Origin of the sequence: Acinetobacter sp. YH12155 (genome assembly GCF_013418255.1) — a bacterium.
Lineage (GTDB): Bacteria > Pseudomonadota > Gammaproteobacteria > Pseudomonadales > Moraxellaceae > Acinetobacter > Acinetobacter indicus.
In genome coordinates, this window is the sequence record NZ_VPCK01000005.1 from 135,199 (window position 1) to 150,298 (window position 15,100).

Here is a 15,100-nt window from a genome sequence, read left to right on the forward strand (position 1 = left end):
ATGGCGAAGCCTTATTACGAATTTTTTTGTCCAGTCAAAGTCATTGCCGGCAATGCCGCACTGGAACACATTCCGTTTGAATTGGTGACTTTAGGTGCGAAACGCCCGCTGATCATTACCGACAAAGGCGTCCGTGGTAATAACCTGCTGGCCCCGGTTGAGGCGGCTTTTGAATCAACCGATGCTGAAATTGGCTATATTTTTGATGATGTACCACAGGATTCAAGTCTGGACACGGTACGTAAAGCGGCGCAGCTGTATCGTGACCACAACTGTGATGCCATTATTGCTGTCGGCGGCGGTTCGGTGATTGACACCTCTAAAGCTACCAATATTCTGGTGACGGAAGGCGGCGATGACCTGCTGAAATATTCCGGTGCGCACAATCTGCCAAAACCATTAAAGCCCTTCTTCGTGATTCCGACCACTTCAGGCACCGGTTCAGAAGTCACCATGGTCGCGGTGGTGTCAGATACTGAAAAGAATGTCAAAATGCCATTCGCCTCTTATTACCTGATGCCGCATGCCGCGATTCTGGACCCGCGCATGACCCAGACCCTGCCACCGCATTTAACGGCAATGACAGCTATGGATGCCATGACTCATGCGGTTGAAGCCTATAGCTGCATGGCCTCGAATCCGATTTCGGATGCCTATGCCACCGCCGCGATCAAGAAAATCAGCAATAACCTGTTTAAAGTGCTGGACAATCCAAGCGATGCCTATGGCCGTCTGGAACTGGCACAGGCCTCGACCATGGCTGGTATTGCCTTCTCCAATTCGATGGTGGGTCTGGTACATTCCCTCGGGCATGCCTTAGGTGCAGTGGCTCATCTGCCGCATGGACTGTGCATGAACCTGTTCTTACCCTATGTGCTGGAATACAACAAAGATGTCAATGGCGACAAAATTGCCGAACTGCTGCTGCCATTGGCCGGCCCGGATATTTATGCCCAGACTCCGGCGCATCTGCGTGCCGATAAAGCCATTGCTACCCTGCTGACCATGCGCGACCGTCTGTATGCCATGACCAAATTGCCACGCACCTTGAGTGAAACCAGCAAGGTTACAGAAGCACAGCTGGATGAAGTGGCCGAAAAAGCCCTAAACGATGGCTCGATCATTTACAACCCGAAAGAAGCCAGTCTGGAAGATTTGAAATCTATCTTAAAAAAGGCTTGGTAATTTCCAGCAAATAGGCGAATATAGCCAAAATTTCTAGAAGCCTGATGTTTTTTTAAGCATCAGGCTTTTACTATACCCAAGAAAAAGTTCTTATTTATTCAGATGATTGGCATATTTTCTGCTAAAAATTTCTGAAAAAGTTACTGACAAAAGCAACCATTTTGGAGTAGATTGGCGGACTTTTGTTTTATTGATAGGGGGGATCGTTCGTCTCAAACGATCCTTAGGAACATGACTGATCCTTGATCAACGATTAAGAGGATAACGCCGTTGACAAATATCTCTGGGACTCAATCGGCAGCTAAACTGCAAAAAACGCTAGGGCTCTGGCACATCATTATTATTGGTTTAGCATATATTCAGCCAATGACCTTATTTGACACTTTCGGTTTAGTATCGGAAGAAAGTCATTTTCATGTACCCACCTCGTATATTTTTGCCTTGGTTGCAATCTTGCTGACCTCGTTAAGCTATGGTCACATGATTCGCCGCTACCCATCTTCGGGTTCTGCCTATACTTATGCGCAGAAATCCATTCACCCCAATGTTGGCTTTATGGTGGGCTGGTCATCCTGGCTCGACTACCTGCTGTCGCCAATGGTGAATATTATTCTGGCCGTGATTTATCTGGAAGCGCTGTTCCCGGATGTCAATCATTGGGTCTGGGTCATTGTGCTGACCGCGTTTATGACCGGCATCAACCTGCGTGGTGCGCGTTTTGTCGCCAACTTCAACAGTCTGATCGTATTTATCCAGCTTCTGGTCATCGCGATCTTTACCTGGATGGTATTTACCAAACTGCAGGCCGGTTTTAATGCCGATGGCCCGATTAGTGCCGAACAGCGTTATCAGCTCTGGAGCCTGGAACCGTTCTGGAATGAGCTGACCTCAGTCGGTGCGCTGATTACCGGTGCTACCTTACTGTGCTTCTCCTTCACCGGTTTTGACTCCTTAAGCTCGCTGGCAGAAGAAACAAAAGATACCGAAAAGACCCTGCCAAAAGCGATTTTCCTGACTGCGTTAATTGCCGGGATCATCTTTATTGTCAGCACCTACTTCATGCAGATTTACTTCCCGAATGAACCGGGCAGCTACTTCAAGAATATTGCTGAAACTCAGCCAGAAATTCTGATGCTGGTGGGTGGTTCACTGTTCCAGTCCTATGTACTGACCTTCGCAATTGTAACGGTGATGGCTTCGGGTATTTCTGCACATGCCGGTGTATCCCGTTTGATGTACGTGATGGGCCGTGATGGCGTGATTAACAAGAAAATCTTTGGTCATATCAGCCCACGTAACTTCACACCGTCTTATAACATTCTGATTGTCGGTGCGGTGGCCTTAACTGCAGGCTTTATGGATCTGGATTTCGTGATTTCCCTGATCAGCTTTGGTGCCCTGACTGCATTCAGTTTCGTCAATCTGTCAGTCATTTCACGCTATGCGCTGCGTGATGGACGTACCCGCAACGTTAAAGATATTCTGAACTTTGTGGTGGTGCCGCTTTGTGGTTTTATCGCGGTGTTTGCACTGTGGCTTGAGGTTGATGAAACATCATTGAAATATGGTTTATGGTGGGCAATGGCCGGTATTTTATACCTGGGTTATAAAACCAAAGGCTTTAAACACCCTGCGCCACAACACAATGAATTTGACGATAAACTCTAAGTTTAAGTCATTTAAAAAGGTGCTTCGGCACCTTTTTTTGTTTCTACGTTTCAGGTCAGGTTTTGACGGCTTGATCCTGCTCACTGAAAAATAATTCATCATAAAAAAACCAAGATCAGTGATCTTGATTTTTTTATTCATCTTGATGGTCTGCCCTAGCTTAAAGGCTGAAAACCCTGCTGACGCCAGGCTTCATAAACAATAACTGCTGTGGCATTTGACAGGTTCAGACTGCGGGAGTTTTCTGCCATCGGCAAGCGAATCCAGTGCTCTTGTGGGAACATCAAACGCACATGCTCAGGCAAACCGCGGGTTTCTGGTCCCATCAACAAGGCCACAGGACGGTTTAAATCCGAAGTATGCGGGGTTTCTGTACCCTTGGTGGTTAATGGATACACCGCATCCACGCCTATGCCTTTGCTGGCCAAATTGGCCAGACAGTCTTCAATTGAATCCCACAGTTGCATCCGTGCCCATTCGTGGTAATCCAGACCGGCACGTTTCAGCTTTTTATCATCCAGCTCAAAACCCAGGGGCTTGACCAGATGTAACTGAGCACCGGTATTGGCACAAAGCCGGATAATATTACCGGTATTGGCAGGAATTTCAGGCTCATATAACACAACGTGGATCACTTTTTACTCACTATCTGGTTGATTTAAGCAATTAAACTTTCTTGATGGGACAAGGATGCTGTCAGGGTTAAAGCGCTACGCAGTATTGCCCTTTTGCATCTCCGGCAACCATGATTCATCATAGCTGCCACTTGACAGGCGCAGCCTTCGTCTTGCTCTCGGGCAACGCAGTGCGTTGCTTTATCCTCTTTACTTAGGCATAGCCTTCGTCTTGCGCTCGGGCAACACGTTGTGTTGCTTTATCCTCTTTACTCAGGCATAGCCTTCGTCTTGCGCTCGGGCAACACGTTGTGTTGCTTTATCCTCGCTCATGCCATTGCAGTTGTTCGCGCAGCTTCACCACTTCACCAATAATGGTCAGAGTGGGTGCCTGAATTTGATGTTCAGTAACTTTAGATGCAATATCCGCCAAAGTCCCGACCACCACTTTCTGCTCCGGTGTGGTGCCTTTAGACACCAAGGCCACTGGCATATCCGGACGCTGGCCATGGGCAATCAGTTTCTGGCAGATTTTTTCCAGTCCCACCAGTCCCATATACAGCACCAGAGTCTGGTTTTCATAGACCAGCTCGCTCCACGGCAGTTCCGGTGAACCTTCTTTTAAATGCCCGGTCAGGAAACGTACGCTTTGCGCATAGTTGCGATGGGTTAAAGGAATACCGGCATAAGCTGAACAGCCCGATGCTGCGGTAATGCCCGGCACCACCTGAAAAGCCACGCCTGCAGCAAACAGCTCTTCAATTTCTTCACCGCCACGGCCAAAAATAAACGGATCACCGCCTTTTAAACGGCAGACACGTTTACCTTCCTGCGCATACTTGACCAGCAAGGCATTAATGTCCTCTTGTGGCACAGCATGGTTGGAACGTGCTTTCCCAACATAGATCTTTTCAGCATCACGGCGGCACAGCTCCATAATCGGATCGGACACCAGACGGTCGTAAATCACCACATCGGCCTGCTGCATCAAGCGTAGTGCTTTTAAGGTCAACAGCTCCGGATCACCCGGACCGGCACCGACCAGATACACTTCGCCTTTTGGCGTGGTCCATTCCTGCAAGGCCTGCTCAATCAAACGATTGGCTTCTTGCAGATTGTCATTAAAGACCTGCTCTTTAAGCGGACTGGCATACAGGTTTTCCCAGAAAATCCGGCGTTCATCCGGATTCTGGATTTTGGCCTTAACCGCAGCACGCCATTGACCGGAAAAACTCGCCAGTTTGCCCATGCCATGCGGAATACTGGTTTCCAATTGGGTGCGAATCTGGCGCGACAACACCGGCGATGCACCATTCGTGGCCACTGCAATCAGCAAAGGCGAACGGTCGACAATGGCCGGCACCATAAAGCGGCAATGTGGCGGATCATCGACACTGTTAACCAGCACATTTTCAGCTTCACAAGCCTCAAACACCTGACGGTTGATTGCTGCATCATCAGTGGCGGCAATCACCAGACGATACTGGCGCAGCGGAATTTCAGTATTGAAGGCAGCAGCCTCATAATGCCCCTGGCTCTGCTGAACCAGTTCCAGTAAAGCGGCATCAATGTCCGGCGCCACCACATCAATAATAGCGCCTGCTTTTTGCAGTAAACCGGCTTTACGGTAGGCAATATGGCCGCCACCGACAATCAGACAGCGTTGCTGTTGCAACTTTAACGAGATTGGAAAAATATCCACACACTACCTCAGTAATTTAGTTCTGATTGTCTTAAGCAAATTTTATGCACAAATTGGTGCATCCTGTACATCGACCTGAATTTAGTCGATATATTCTGCACCACCCATGTACGGACGTAGCACTTCAGGCACTTCAATTGAGCCATCCGCGCGCTGATAGTTTTCCATCACGGCCAATAAGGTGCGTCCAACCGCCAGACCTGAACCATTCAAGGTATGGACAAATTCAGTTTTCTTCTGGTCAGCACGATAACGCGCTTTCATACGACGCGCCTGGAAATCCCCCATGTTGGAACACGAAGAAATTTCACGATAGGTATTCTGACTTGGCACCCACACTTCCAGGTCATAGGTTTTGGTCGCACCAAAGCCCATATCACCACCACACAGGATGATTTTACGGTACGGCAAGCCCAGCGCCTGCAAAATGCCTTCTGCATGACCGGTCAACTCTTCCAGTGCCTGCATAGAATCTTCAGGTTTAACGATTTGCACCATTTCTACTTTATCAAACTGGTGCTGACGGATTAAACCACGCGTATCACGGCCATAAGAACCGGCTTCACTGCGGAAACATGGGGTATGCGCAGCATATTTCAGCGGTAAACGGTCGGCATCAATAATTTCGTCACGGACAAAGTTGGTGACTGGCACTTCCGCGGTTGGAATTAAATAGAACTCTTTTTCGCCCTGCAGCTTAAACAGGTCTTCTTCAAATTTTGGTAATTGACCGGTACCACGTAAAGAATCGGCATTGACCAGGTACGGCACATAGGCTTCGGTATAGCCATTTTTCAGGGTATGCGTATCCAGCATAAACTGGGTTAAAGCACGTTGCAGACGCGCCAATGGCCCTTTTAAAACGCTAAAGCGAGAACCGGTCAGTTTGGTGGCAGTTTCAAACTCCAGACCGCCCATCCATTCGCCTAAGTCGGTATGATCTTTGATTTCAAAATCAAATTCGCGTGGTGTACCCCAAGTCAGGATTTCCACGTTATCGGCTTCATCTTTACCTTCCGGCACAGACTCATGTGGCAGGTTGGGAATGGTCAGTGATTTGGTTTCAATTTCTGCCTGTAATTCATTTAAAGCCACTTCGGCTGCTTTAATTTCATCACCAATGGCTGACATACGTGCCATGATTTCTGAAGCATCACCACCGGCTTTTTTAATCTGACCGACCTGTTTGGCACCGGCATTACGTTCGGCCTGTAGAGCTTCCGTTTTGGACTGGATTTCTTTACGGCGAGCTTCCAATGATGCCCATTCTTCTACATTGAGTTGCACACCACGTTTTGCCAAGGCTAAATTTACAGCCTCAATATTATTTCTGAGTAATTTCGGGTCGATCATAGCCAATCTTTTGTAAAGAAAAAAACTGGCTATAGTGTAAGCGCTTCGGGTTAAAAAATACAGTAATCCGCTTCACGGCTGGGGCTTATTACAGCAATCTGGCGCAGTTTTTTCACAATTTACTGGGCCGGATACTTCGGCAAACTTGGCAGATATTCAGCTTTAATCAGTTTGTCCACCGCATAATACGGCAGCTCCAGTTCCGGCATGCCTTCTGCATAGGAAGCCAGCTCATACAATGGATAGACAAACACCAGCCCATTGGCGCCATAATAAAAATTGTCACTCAGTCGCAGTTTGTCACGCTGGATGTCGTGCTCATTCAGCCAGTTGTAATTATGGTTAAACAGTTCTTGTACCAGTTTGGCTTCACTATTCGGCAGCAGAATATCCTGCAAGGCCAGACGTTTCTTGCTGTTTAAATCAAAGGTCACAAATTCCTGATGATGCATACCATGCGCCGCCCCGGCCGGATAACTATAGCTTTGCATGCTAAAGGTAGCCAGACGGCCATGCTGGCCAATATAACGTACATAGGTAGAACTCAGGCTAAGGCGGTTCGGTTCTTCTGTGCTATTTGCTTCTGATGCTGACGATGCTGACGATGCTGACGATGCTGACACAGTAGAAGCAGCATCTTCACTAAATGCAATCGGATCGGCCTTTTTAATCCGCTGCATAAAATACGCATTGATCCACGGCACATTGGTATTGACCGTCTGAATATCGTATTCGGTACAGCCCTCTTCATCACAGCGCTGCTGCTGTTTCAGTTCCACCGGCACCACTTTGGCCTGAATCACGGGAATGGCAGCTGCCTGAGTCTGACTTTGCTCGGCCTCCACCTGAGGTGCGGCATCCTGCTTCGGCTGACAGGCGCTTAGCATTAACACCGTGGTCAGTGCGATGGTCGTGGTGAGCAGATTTGATTTCAGATGTTGCATTGCATTTCCCCTATGTTCATGCTGCAATTTTCAGCAGTTTTTACCCCGCTAAGGCGTTGTATACACACAATTTAGCCATTTACCACTATATAAAACTCCTGCTGTTCGATCCTAGAGCAGTTCTGTAACCTGCGATAAAAAATGAAAAATCAACCAAAAACCACCCGCAGCAGTACATACCAAAATTTATAATATTCCATTAAAATTCATGATGATAATTTTAAAATAAAATCAAATCCTGACTGCACCCTAATCGTGCATCTGCGGCCTATGCAACGGGAAAAATAAATTATCCCAAGATTTATCCACAGAAATTGTGGATTCTTTCACAGGGCAAAAGCAGACAGATCAGCCGTGATTCTGATTAACCCTTATTTTTGGTTAATTTTTAACCATTTTTAAGGAGAAGAATTTTTATTCTCATTTCGTGCGTATCTGCATGACCTAACTCGCTCAATTGACTTTCCGTTCAATCCTGCCATTGGACGATTATTCACCTAAAAATAAAGGAACCATTAAAATGGCTCCTCTATGTTTTTGCTTTCACAGATAAAATCTTTTTAAGAAATGATCATCATCCCTTATTGATCAATAATATCCGTGCCTTTTGGCGGGGTGAAATTAAAGGTCGAGTTGGCAATGTTCGGGTTCACCTTCACATTGTTAAAACGCACATAGGTGGTTTGACCCAAGGAATCTTCTAGAATCATCAGGCTTGGTGCTTTGTTGGCACCGAAACTGATGGTCAGACTCTGGAAAGCACCGTCATCACTTTTTGGATACAGGGTGTAATAGGTTTTGCCTTTGTTTGGCTGGGTCACCCGGTATGACTGCATAATCTGGTTGGTATTGCCCGATAATAACAGTGCTGGCGTATTGGCAACCTGCTCATCCAGGTTTTGACGCACGGCCTGCTGCAAGTCCGGGTCATAAATCCAGACGGTTTTCCCTGAGGTCACAATGGTCTGTTTGGCCGGACTGGTGGTTTCCCAATAGAATTTACCCGGGCGCGCCACTTTCATTACGCCTTTAAATTCCTGATTCATATGCTGGGCAGTCAGGCCCTTGTTTTTAGGCGCTTTGCCACTGGTTTTGGTGGTCTGCTCGAAGTTGGCGGTCATACTTTTAATATGACTCAATTGTTTGACCAGATTGGCAGTGGCTTGCTGCTCCGATGCTGCCACAGGCGCAGCATACACAGTCGTACTCATCACTGGTGCCAGCGTTGCAGCACCCAATGCCATAGCACACATGGTTTGACGAAGCATTTTCATAGATTCACCTTTTATTGTTGCATATCGCAATGTATTCATGGACTCATCTTAAACCAAATAAAGTGCCTAAATTTAGAGAAAATAAGAAGTTTTGTATGTTTATTAATATCAAATGTTCTTTTTTATCCATCATCATGAAGATCAGGGTTGCTCTCTTTCCCGATGCGACATGCATAAAAAAACCCACAGAAAACTGTGGGTTTTTGTTCTATTGAATCTTATTCAACAGATACGTAGCGACGGCCAAATTGACCTTTCACTTCGAATTTTACTACGCCGTCAGCAGTAGCAAATAAAGTATGGTCACGGCCCATACCTACATTTGCACCAGCGTGGAATTCTGTACCACGTTGACGAACGATGATGTTACCTGCAGTTACAGTTTGACCACCGTAAACTTTAACACCTAACATCTTAGGATTCGAATCACGACCGTTCTTAGTAGAACCACCGGCTTTTTTAGATGCCATGTCTCATTACTCCTAGTGATTAGCCTGAAATACCAGTAATTTTCAACTCGGTGAACCATTGACGGTGACCTTGTTGCTTACGGTAGTGCTTACGACGACGCATTTTGATGATGCGGATTTTGTCGTGACGGCCATGGCCAACCACTTCTGCAGTTACTTTAGCGCCAGCTACAACTGGAGCACCGATTTGAATGCTATCACCGTTTACAAGCATTAATACGTCATCAAACGTAATGGTTGCGCCAGTTTCAGCTTTCAATAATTCAACTTTAAGGGTTTCACCCTCAACTACACGGTGCTGTTTACCACCGCTTTGGATTACTGCGTACATAATGTACTCCAAACATGCCCGTGTCGTCGTGCCGGTAAAGGGATATACCGATCTTAAAACGAACGCCACTGGGGTTATACAAGGGCAGAGATTTTAAGGGATAACGCTGCAAACAACAAGAGATTTAGCCAAAATATTGCATCAGCCCGCTGTTTATTTTATAAACATGCAACGAAAAGCAACAAAAATGGTCAAAACCCTACATTTTTCATTGATCTAATCAAATTGCTTGTTAGAATCGAAAACGCCAGCATGCTGATGCTATCACCGCTGCCTGTCACCGGGAGGCCATTAGCGCCAGCACGAACAGGAAAGCAGACCATTGCCTCGTACTTCATAACGACAACCACAATGGCCGCACCGCAGATTGCAGATTTCCTGTCCAGACGTTTTTCATTGTTACACTATCGTTGTTACTTGACACAATTGAGGTTCTCTTTCACATGACCATCGACTTTAAGCAAGATATTCTCGCGCCTGTTGCTTCCGATTTTGCCGCGATGGATCAGTTTATTAATGAAGGCATTACCTCAAAAGTCGCACTGGTTATGGCGGTCAGCAAGCATGTGGTGGAAGCCGGCGGCAAACGTATGCGTCCGATTATGTGCTTACTGGCGGCCAAAGCCTGCGGTGCAGAAGATCTGGAACAGGCACGTAGACTGGCGGCAATTATTGAAATGCTGCATACCGCGACCCTGGTGCATGATGATGTGGTCGATGAATCTGGCTTGCGTCGTGGCCGTCCAACCGCCAATGCCACCTGGAATAACCAGACCGCCGTATTGGTCGGTGACTTCCTGATTTCGCGCGCCTTTGACCTGCTGGTCGATTTAGACAACATGACCTTGCTAAAAGATTTCTCGACCGGCACCTGTGAAATTGCCGAAGGTGAAGTATTGCAATTGCAATCGCAGCATCAGCCGGACACCACCGAACAGACTTATTTAGATATTATTCACGGCAAAACCTCGCGCCTGTTTGAACTGGCCACCGAAGGTGCCGCCATTTTAACCAACAAGCCGGAATACCGTGAACCGTTACGTGTCTTTGCCGGCCATTTTGGCAATGCCTTCCAGATCATTGACGATATTCTGGATTACACCTCAGATGCCGAAACCCTGGGTAAAAATATCGGCGATGACCTGATGGAAGGTAAACCGACCTTGCCTTTAATTGCCGCCCTGAAAAATACCACAGGTGCGCAACATGAAATTATCCGCCGCAGTATTGCTACGGGTGGAACCTCCGAATTGGCGCAGGTTATCGAGATTGTACAGACGTCAGGTGCACTGGATTATTGCCAGCAACGTGCCACGGAAGAAACCGAAGCCGCAATTGCGGCCTTAAATGCCTTGCCAGATACAATCTATCGTCAGGCCCTGGTCAATCTGGCCAAGCTGGCCCTGCACCGAATTCAATAAATAGCTTCATCCTTGCCTATGCATATAAAATTTTATGACCTATTCCTGAACATGCAGGATCAGCTGGAAACCACGCCCGCTGATCTTGACGAGCAACTGCTCATTGAGCTGGTCAACCGCATTCGACCAGCCAACACCGAAAATAGCGAAGAAATACAAGAAAAGTTTCAGGCCTTTTTACATGCCCTGCTGATTACGCCCAATGCCGCCAATACCCTACAAAGTTTTGTGCTCTGCTTAATCAGCCAGTACAAACAGACCAGCCTGTATGCCGATACCGGCATCCTGTCTTTAGATGGTTTCTGGAGCCAGCTGTTCCAGCGCCTAGGGGCGCATTTTTTACCGCTGATTAATGATCAGAGCCAGCTGCAGGACTTGCTGCGCCGCATTTTCCATCAGCGCAGTGATAAATACTGGCTGGATGATATTGAAGATCAGCAGTGGCAGCAGCTGTTTCGCCTGCTGAATCAGGGCCATCGTAATCAGGATGATAAAAAACTGATTCGTCAGGAAATCATTAAAGCCATTACCGTGCTGTCCTATCGGGTCAGCGGAATTGGTTTATATCCGGAATTTATTAATGCCCATCCGGAACTGACCGAATACGAATCACCATTTTTAGTGCAGAACCGTGAAATCAACGATTTCATTGTGCAATATAAAAACCTGCATCAAAGTGCCGACAAATTTGAAGCGGTAATTCCACCGGATGCCTCACAGGCGCTGGTAATGATTGACCAGTGCCGTAACGTCAGCCATAAAATTCGCCGGGCCACCAAACGGATTGGGGTCAGTGTCAGCCTGACCTATTTGCTGTCTTTACTGGAACAGTGTTTGGACCGGATTGAACTACTGCTAAACCTGATTGTTGAAGAGGATGATGTGCGTTATAGCGCCATGGGCGAGCTGCTGATCGATATTACCACCGCGCTGTATAGCGAACGCAGTGTCCGCTCCCTGCTGGCCACCAACAGTGAATTGATGGCCTTGCAGGTGACTGAAAATGCAAGCAAAACCGGTGAACATTATGTAAGTACCGACAAGGCCGGCTTTATGGAAATGTATAAATCGGCTGCCGGTGCCGGGGTGATTATTGCCACCATGGCCACCCTCAAGGTGCTGGCGGCACGTTTAACCCTGGCGCCGCTGATGCAGGCCTTTATTAACAGCATGAACTACTCGCTGGGTTTTATGCTGATTCATGTGCTGCACTTTACCGTGGCCACCAAACAGCCGGCGATGACCGCTGCCGCACTGGCCTCGACCGTACAGCATCGCAAAGGCTCGAAAATGGCGCAAATTGCCGAGCTGGCCGCGCTGATTATCAATATTATCCGGACCCAGTTTATTGCCATTCTGGGCAATATCTCGATTGCCATTCCGGTGGCCGCCCTAATTGCCTTTATGTGGGATGCGGCGTTGCATGAGCCTTTAATGAACCATGCCAAAGCCAGCAAAATGCTGCATGACCTGAATCCGTTTACCTCTCTGGCAATTCCCCATGCAGCCATTGCCGGGGTATGTCTGTTTTTATCGGGCCTGATTGCCGGTTACTTCGATAATATGGCGGTGTATCGCAAAGTCGGGCCACGGCTACAGGCACATGCCAAACTGAAAAAATGGATGAGTCAGGAACGGCTGGACCATTTTGCCGCCTATATTGAACGGAACTTGGGCGCACTGGCCGGTAATTTCCTGTTCGGGGTTATGCTCGGCAGTATGGGCACAATTGGTTATATTCTGGGTCTGCCTTTAGATATCCGGCATATTGCCTTTGCCTCGGCCAACTTTATTCAGGGTTTGATGAACGTCAACGGTAGTCCGGAAATTGGCCTGATTATTGTGTCTTTCCTGGGTGTACTGTTAATTGGCCTGACCAACTTATTTGTCAGCTTTACCCTCACCATTATTGTGGCCCTGCGCGCACGTCGGGTACGTTTTGAACAGTGGAAGCCATTGGCCAAACTGGTCATGACCCATTTCCTGACCCGGCCCAGTGACTTTTTCTGGCCACCGAAGCAACCTGTTGAAGTTGAAGAACAATCTGGCCCGGCCAAGGGTCATCATTAAGGAATTTGTTAATTTATTTTGTCATGTGTTAAAAAGAATTGAAAAAGAAATTAGCATAATTTATACAGGCTTGAAATGAAGTGTACTGGCGAGTACACTTTAATCCATTACCGGACTGCGCTCGGATCAGCTAAACTAACCAGGATTTCGGCATGCCTAATTTTTTGCTTTATCTCGGTGGTTTGTTGTGTTTTTTCAGCGTGTTAATGCTTTATGTTCCAGCGCTCACTGCCCTTGATTCGGCAATTGTAGACTGGTTCAGCCAGCACCGTAACGAGATGTTGAATTCACTAATGACGGGATTATCTGTCGTTGGTGGCATGCCATTTGTATTATTTTTATCCAGTCTTTGGTGTCTGTATCTGGCCAGGCAGAAGGAATATGCAAATATCGTGCTGGTCAGCATTGGACTGATGGGGAGTTTTGCCACTGCCTGGATACTCAAGTATCTGATTGCAAGAGAGCGCCCGCCAGAAATGTATCATCTGGTCAATAGCTATGGTGCCTCATTTCCCAGCGCACATAGTTTTTATGCCGCAACGCTGGGCTGTCTTGCAATTTATGTGTCAATGCAACATCCCGCACATAAAGCCATTGTAATATGTGCTGTTATGTGGATGTTGCTGATGGGAATTTCAAGAGTGTATCTTGGCGTACATTTTCCCTCAGATGTCCTGTCAGGCTGGAGCATAAGTTTTATCTGGATCACGCTGCTCTATCTGATCTTGATCAAGTACAGCCAGCGCAAACCAATGAATAATTTTTAGATAGATAAAAATCTAATTGAGGTGGAAGAATGATGTCTGCAAAGCTTTGGGCCCCTGCCCTCACTGCTTGCGCATTGGCCACAAGCATCGCGCTTGTGGGTTGTAGCAAAGATCCAAATGATGCGCAGCAAGCTGCAGCCCAGCAGCAAATGCCTCCAACAGAAGTTGGGGTCATTGTTGTACAGCCACAAAGTGTCGAGCAGTCTGTTGAACTTTCCGGCCGTACCACTGCCTTTGAAATTTCTGAAGTTCGCCCGCAAACCAGCGGTGTGGTGCAGAAACGTCTGTTTACCGAAGGCAGCTATGTACGTGAAGGTCAGGCCTTATATGAAATTGATTCACGGACCAACCGTGCATCGGTAGATAGTGCCCGTGCAGCATTGGCACGTCAGCAGGCCAATCTGAACGTCTTACGTGTCAAAGAAGGCCGTTATCGTCAATTGGTGGGCAGCAATGCCATTTCCAAACAGGAATATGATGACATTGTGGCACAGGTCAAACTGGCTGAAGCAGATGTCGCGGCCACCCGTGCCGAACTGCGCAATGCAGAAATTAACCTGGGTTATTCAACCGTACGTGCACCAATTTCAGGTCAGACCAACCGTTCTACCGTGACGGCAGGTGCATTAGTGACTGCCAGCCAGCAGGAACCGTTAGTGACCATTCAGCGTCTGGACCCGATTTATGTGGATATCAACCAGTCGAGTGCTGAACTGCTACGTTTACGCCAGCAGCTGAGTAAAGGTGATTTAAACAGCAGTAACAACACCACAGTCAAGCTGAAACTGGAAGATGGTAGCTATTATCCGGTTGAAGGCCGTCTGGCATTCTCCGATGCCAGCGTTAATCCGGATACGGGTACCGTGACTTTACGTGCAGTATTCCCGAATCCAAACCATCTGTTATTGCCAGGCATGTTTGCCACTGCACAAATTGTGCAAGGGGTAATTCCAAATGCCGTGCTGATTCCGCAAGCTGCCATTACCCGCACCCCAACCGGTCAGGCCATGGCGATGCTGGTCAATGCCAAAGGTGTGGTTGAACCACGTCCAGTAACCACTGCCGGCATTCAGGGCAAAGACTGGATTGTGACTGAAGGTCTGCAAACCGGTGACAAAGTTATTGTAGAAGGCATTGCCAAAGTCAAGCCGGAACAGAAAGTGGTAGCCAAACCATATCAACCGCAAGCTGCCGCGCCACAAGGTGCCCAGCAACCTGCTGCATCAGATAAGGCAAAACAACCAGCAGATCAGGCGGATGCTCAAGCTGAACAAAAAGCTACTTCAAATACATAAGGGGTA

Annotated in this window: 13 protein-coding genes; 6 read left to right on the top strand and 7 right to left on the bottom strand. The window is 47.5% G+C overall.

The features are described from left to right. Complete coding sequence (locus tag FTU86_RS04820; protein WP_104470406.1) at positions 1–1,185, top strand: iron-containing alcohol dehydrogenase; 1,185 nt, start codon at positions 1–3, stop codon at positions 1,183–1,185. A 270-nt stretch (positions 1,186–1,455) separates the two neighbouring features. Then, positions 1,456–2,853, top strand: a complete 1,398-nt coding sequence (locus FTU86_RS04825) for an APC family permease (protein ID WP_005176119.1) — start codon at positions 1,456–1,458, stop codon at positions 2,851–2,853. A 155-nt stretch (positions 2,854–3,008) separates the two neighbouring features. On the opposite strand, the gene FTU86_RS04830 is transcribed toward FTU86_RS04825, so the two are convergent. The 7 genes from FTU86_RS04830 to rplU form a co-directional block, all read right to left on the bottom strand. Next, the gene (locus FTU86_RS04830; protein WP_005176117.1) at positions 3,009–3,488 is read right to left on the bottom strand and encodes a tRNA (cytidine(34)-2'-O)-methyltransferase; all 480 of its coding nucleotides are present in this window, start codon (positions 3,486–3,488) and stop codon (positions 3,009–3,011) included. A gap of 298 nt (positions 3,489–3,786) precedes the next feature. Beyond that, positions 3,787–5,169: a siroheme synthase CysG gene (cysG, locus tag FTU86_RS04835; protein ID WP_177155398.1), complete on the bottom strand. Its 1,383-nt coding sequence runs from the start codon at positions 5,167–5,169 to the stop codon at positions 3,787–3,789. Positions 5,170–5,250: 81 nt separating this feature from the next. Continuing rightward, positions 5,251–6,522: a serine--tRNA ligase gene (gene serS, locus FTU86_RS04840; RefSeq protein ID WP_016659896.1), complete on the bottom strand. Its 1,272-nt coding sequence runs from the start codon at positions 6,520–6,522 to the stop codon at positions 5,251–5,253. 119 nt (positions 6,523–6,641) lie between these two features. Then, complete coding sequence (locus FTU86_RS04845) at positions 6,642–7,466, bottom strand: RsiV family protein (RefSeq protein ID WP_180048262.1); 825 nt, start codon at positions 7,464–7,466, stop codon at positions 6,642–6,644. Positions 7,467–8,047: 581 nt separating this feature from the next. After that, complete coding sequence (gene lolA, locus FTU86_RS04850; RefSeq protein ID WP_016659894.1) at positions 8,048–8,740, bottom strand: outer membrane lipoprotein chaperone LolA; 693 nt, start codon at positions 8,738–8,740, stop codon at positions 8,048–8,050. 218 nt (positions 8,741–8,958) lie between these two features. Next, the gene (gene rpmA, locus FTU86_RS04855) at positions 8,959–9,210 is read right to left on the bottom strand and encodes a 50S ribosomal protein L27 (RefSeq protein ID WP_005176106.1); all 252 of its coding nucleotides are present in this window, start codon (positions 9,208–9,210) and stop codon (positions 8,959–8,961) included. A gap of 19 nt (positions 9,211–9,229) precedes the next feature. Next, complete coding sequence (gene rplU, locus FTU86_RS04860; protein ID WP_005176105.1) at positions 9,230–9,541, bottom strand: 50S ribosomal protein L21; 312 nt, start codon at positions 9,539–9,541, stop codon at positions 9,230–9,232. A gap of 443 nt (positions 9,542–9,984) precedes the next feature. Here rplU and sdsA point away from each other — a divergent pair, with 443 nt between their 5' ends. From sdsA to FTU86_RS04880, 4 genes are all read left to right on the top strand, one after another. Beyond that, positions 9,985–10,962: an All-trans-nonaprenyl-diphosphate synthase gene (sdsA, locus tag FTU86_RS04865; RefSeq protein ID WP_168406974.1), complete on the top strand. Its 978-nt coding sequence runs from the start codon at positions 9,985–9,987 to the stop codon at positions 10,960–10,962. 18 nt (positions 10,963–10,980) lie between these two features. Beyond that, entirely contained in the window at positions 10,981–13,032 is a 2,052-nt protein-coding gene (locus FTU86_RS04870) for a site-specific recombinase (RefSeq protein WP_180036410.1), read from the top strand. 152 nt (positions 13,033–13,184) lie between these two features. Beyond that, positions 13,185–13,799 carry a phosphatase PAP2 family protein gene (locus tag FTU86_RS04875; RefSeq protein WP_005176089.1) on the top strand — a complete coding sequence of 205 codons (615 nt, stop codon included), beginning with the start codon at positions 13,185–13,187 and terminating at the stop codon, positions 13,797–13,799. 29 nt (positions 13,800–13,828) lie between these two features. Next, positions 13,829–15,094, top strand: coding sequence for an efflux RND transporter periplasmic adaptor subunit (locus tag FTU86_RS04880; RefSeq protein WP_005176086.1), 1,266 nt, complete (start codon positions 13,829–13,831; stop codon positions 15,092–15,094). Positions 15,095–15,100: the final 6 nt, after the last annotated feature.

Coding starts and splice junctions, on each gene's coding strand:
- FTU86_RS04820 (WP_104470406.1), top strand. CDS start 1: ATGGCGAAGCCTTATTACGAATTTTTTTGTCCAGTCAAAGTCATTGCC.
- sdsA (WP_168406974.1), top strand. CDS start 9,985: ATGACCATCGACTTTAAGCAAGATATTCTCGCGCCTGTTGCTTCCGAT.
- serS (WP_016659896.1), bottom strand. CDS start 6,522: ATGATCGACCCGAAATTACTCAGAAATAATATTGAGGCTGTAAATTTA.
- rpmA (WP_005176106.1), bottom strand. CDS start 9,210: ATGGCATCTAAAAAAGCCGGTGGTTCTACTAAGAACGGTCGTGATTCG.
- FTU86_RS04845 (WP_180048262.1), bottom strand. CDS start 7,466: ATGCAACATCTGAAATCAAATCTGCTCACCACGACCATCGCACTGACC.
- FTU86_RS04870 (WP_180036410.1), top strand. CDS start 10,981: ATGCATATAAAATTTTATGACCTATTCCTGAACATGCAGGATCAGCTG.
- FTU86_RS04880 (WP_005176086.1), top strand. CDS start 13,829: ATGATGTCTGCAAAGCTTTGGGCCCCTGCCCTCACTGCTTGCGCATTG.
- rplU (WP_005176105.1), bottom strand. CDS start 9,541: ATGTACGCAGTAATCCAAAGCGGTGGTAAACAGCACCGTGTAGTTGAG.
- lolA (WP_016659894.1), bottom strand. CDS start 8,740: ATGAAAATGCTTCGTCAAACCATGTGTGCTATGGCATTGGGTGCTGCA.
- FTU86_RS04875 (WP_005176089.1), top strand. CDS start 13,185: ATGCCTAATTTTTTGCTTTATCTCGGTGGTTTGTTGTGTTTTTTCAGC.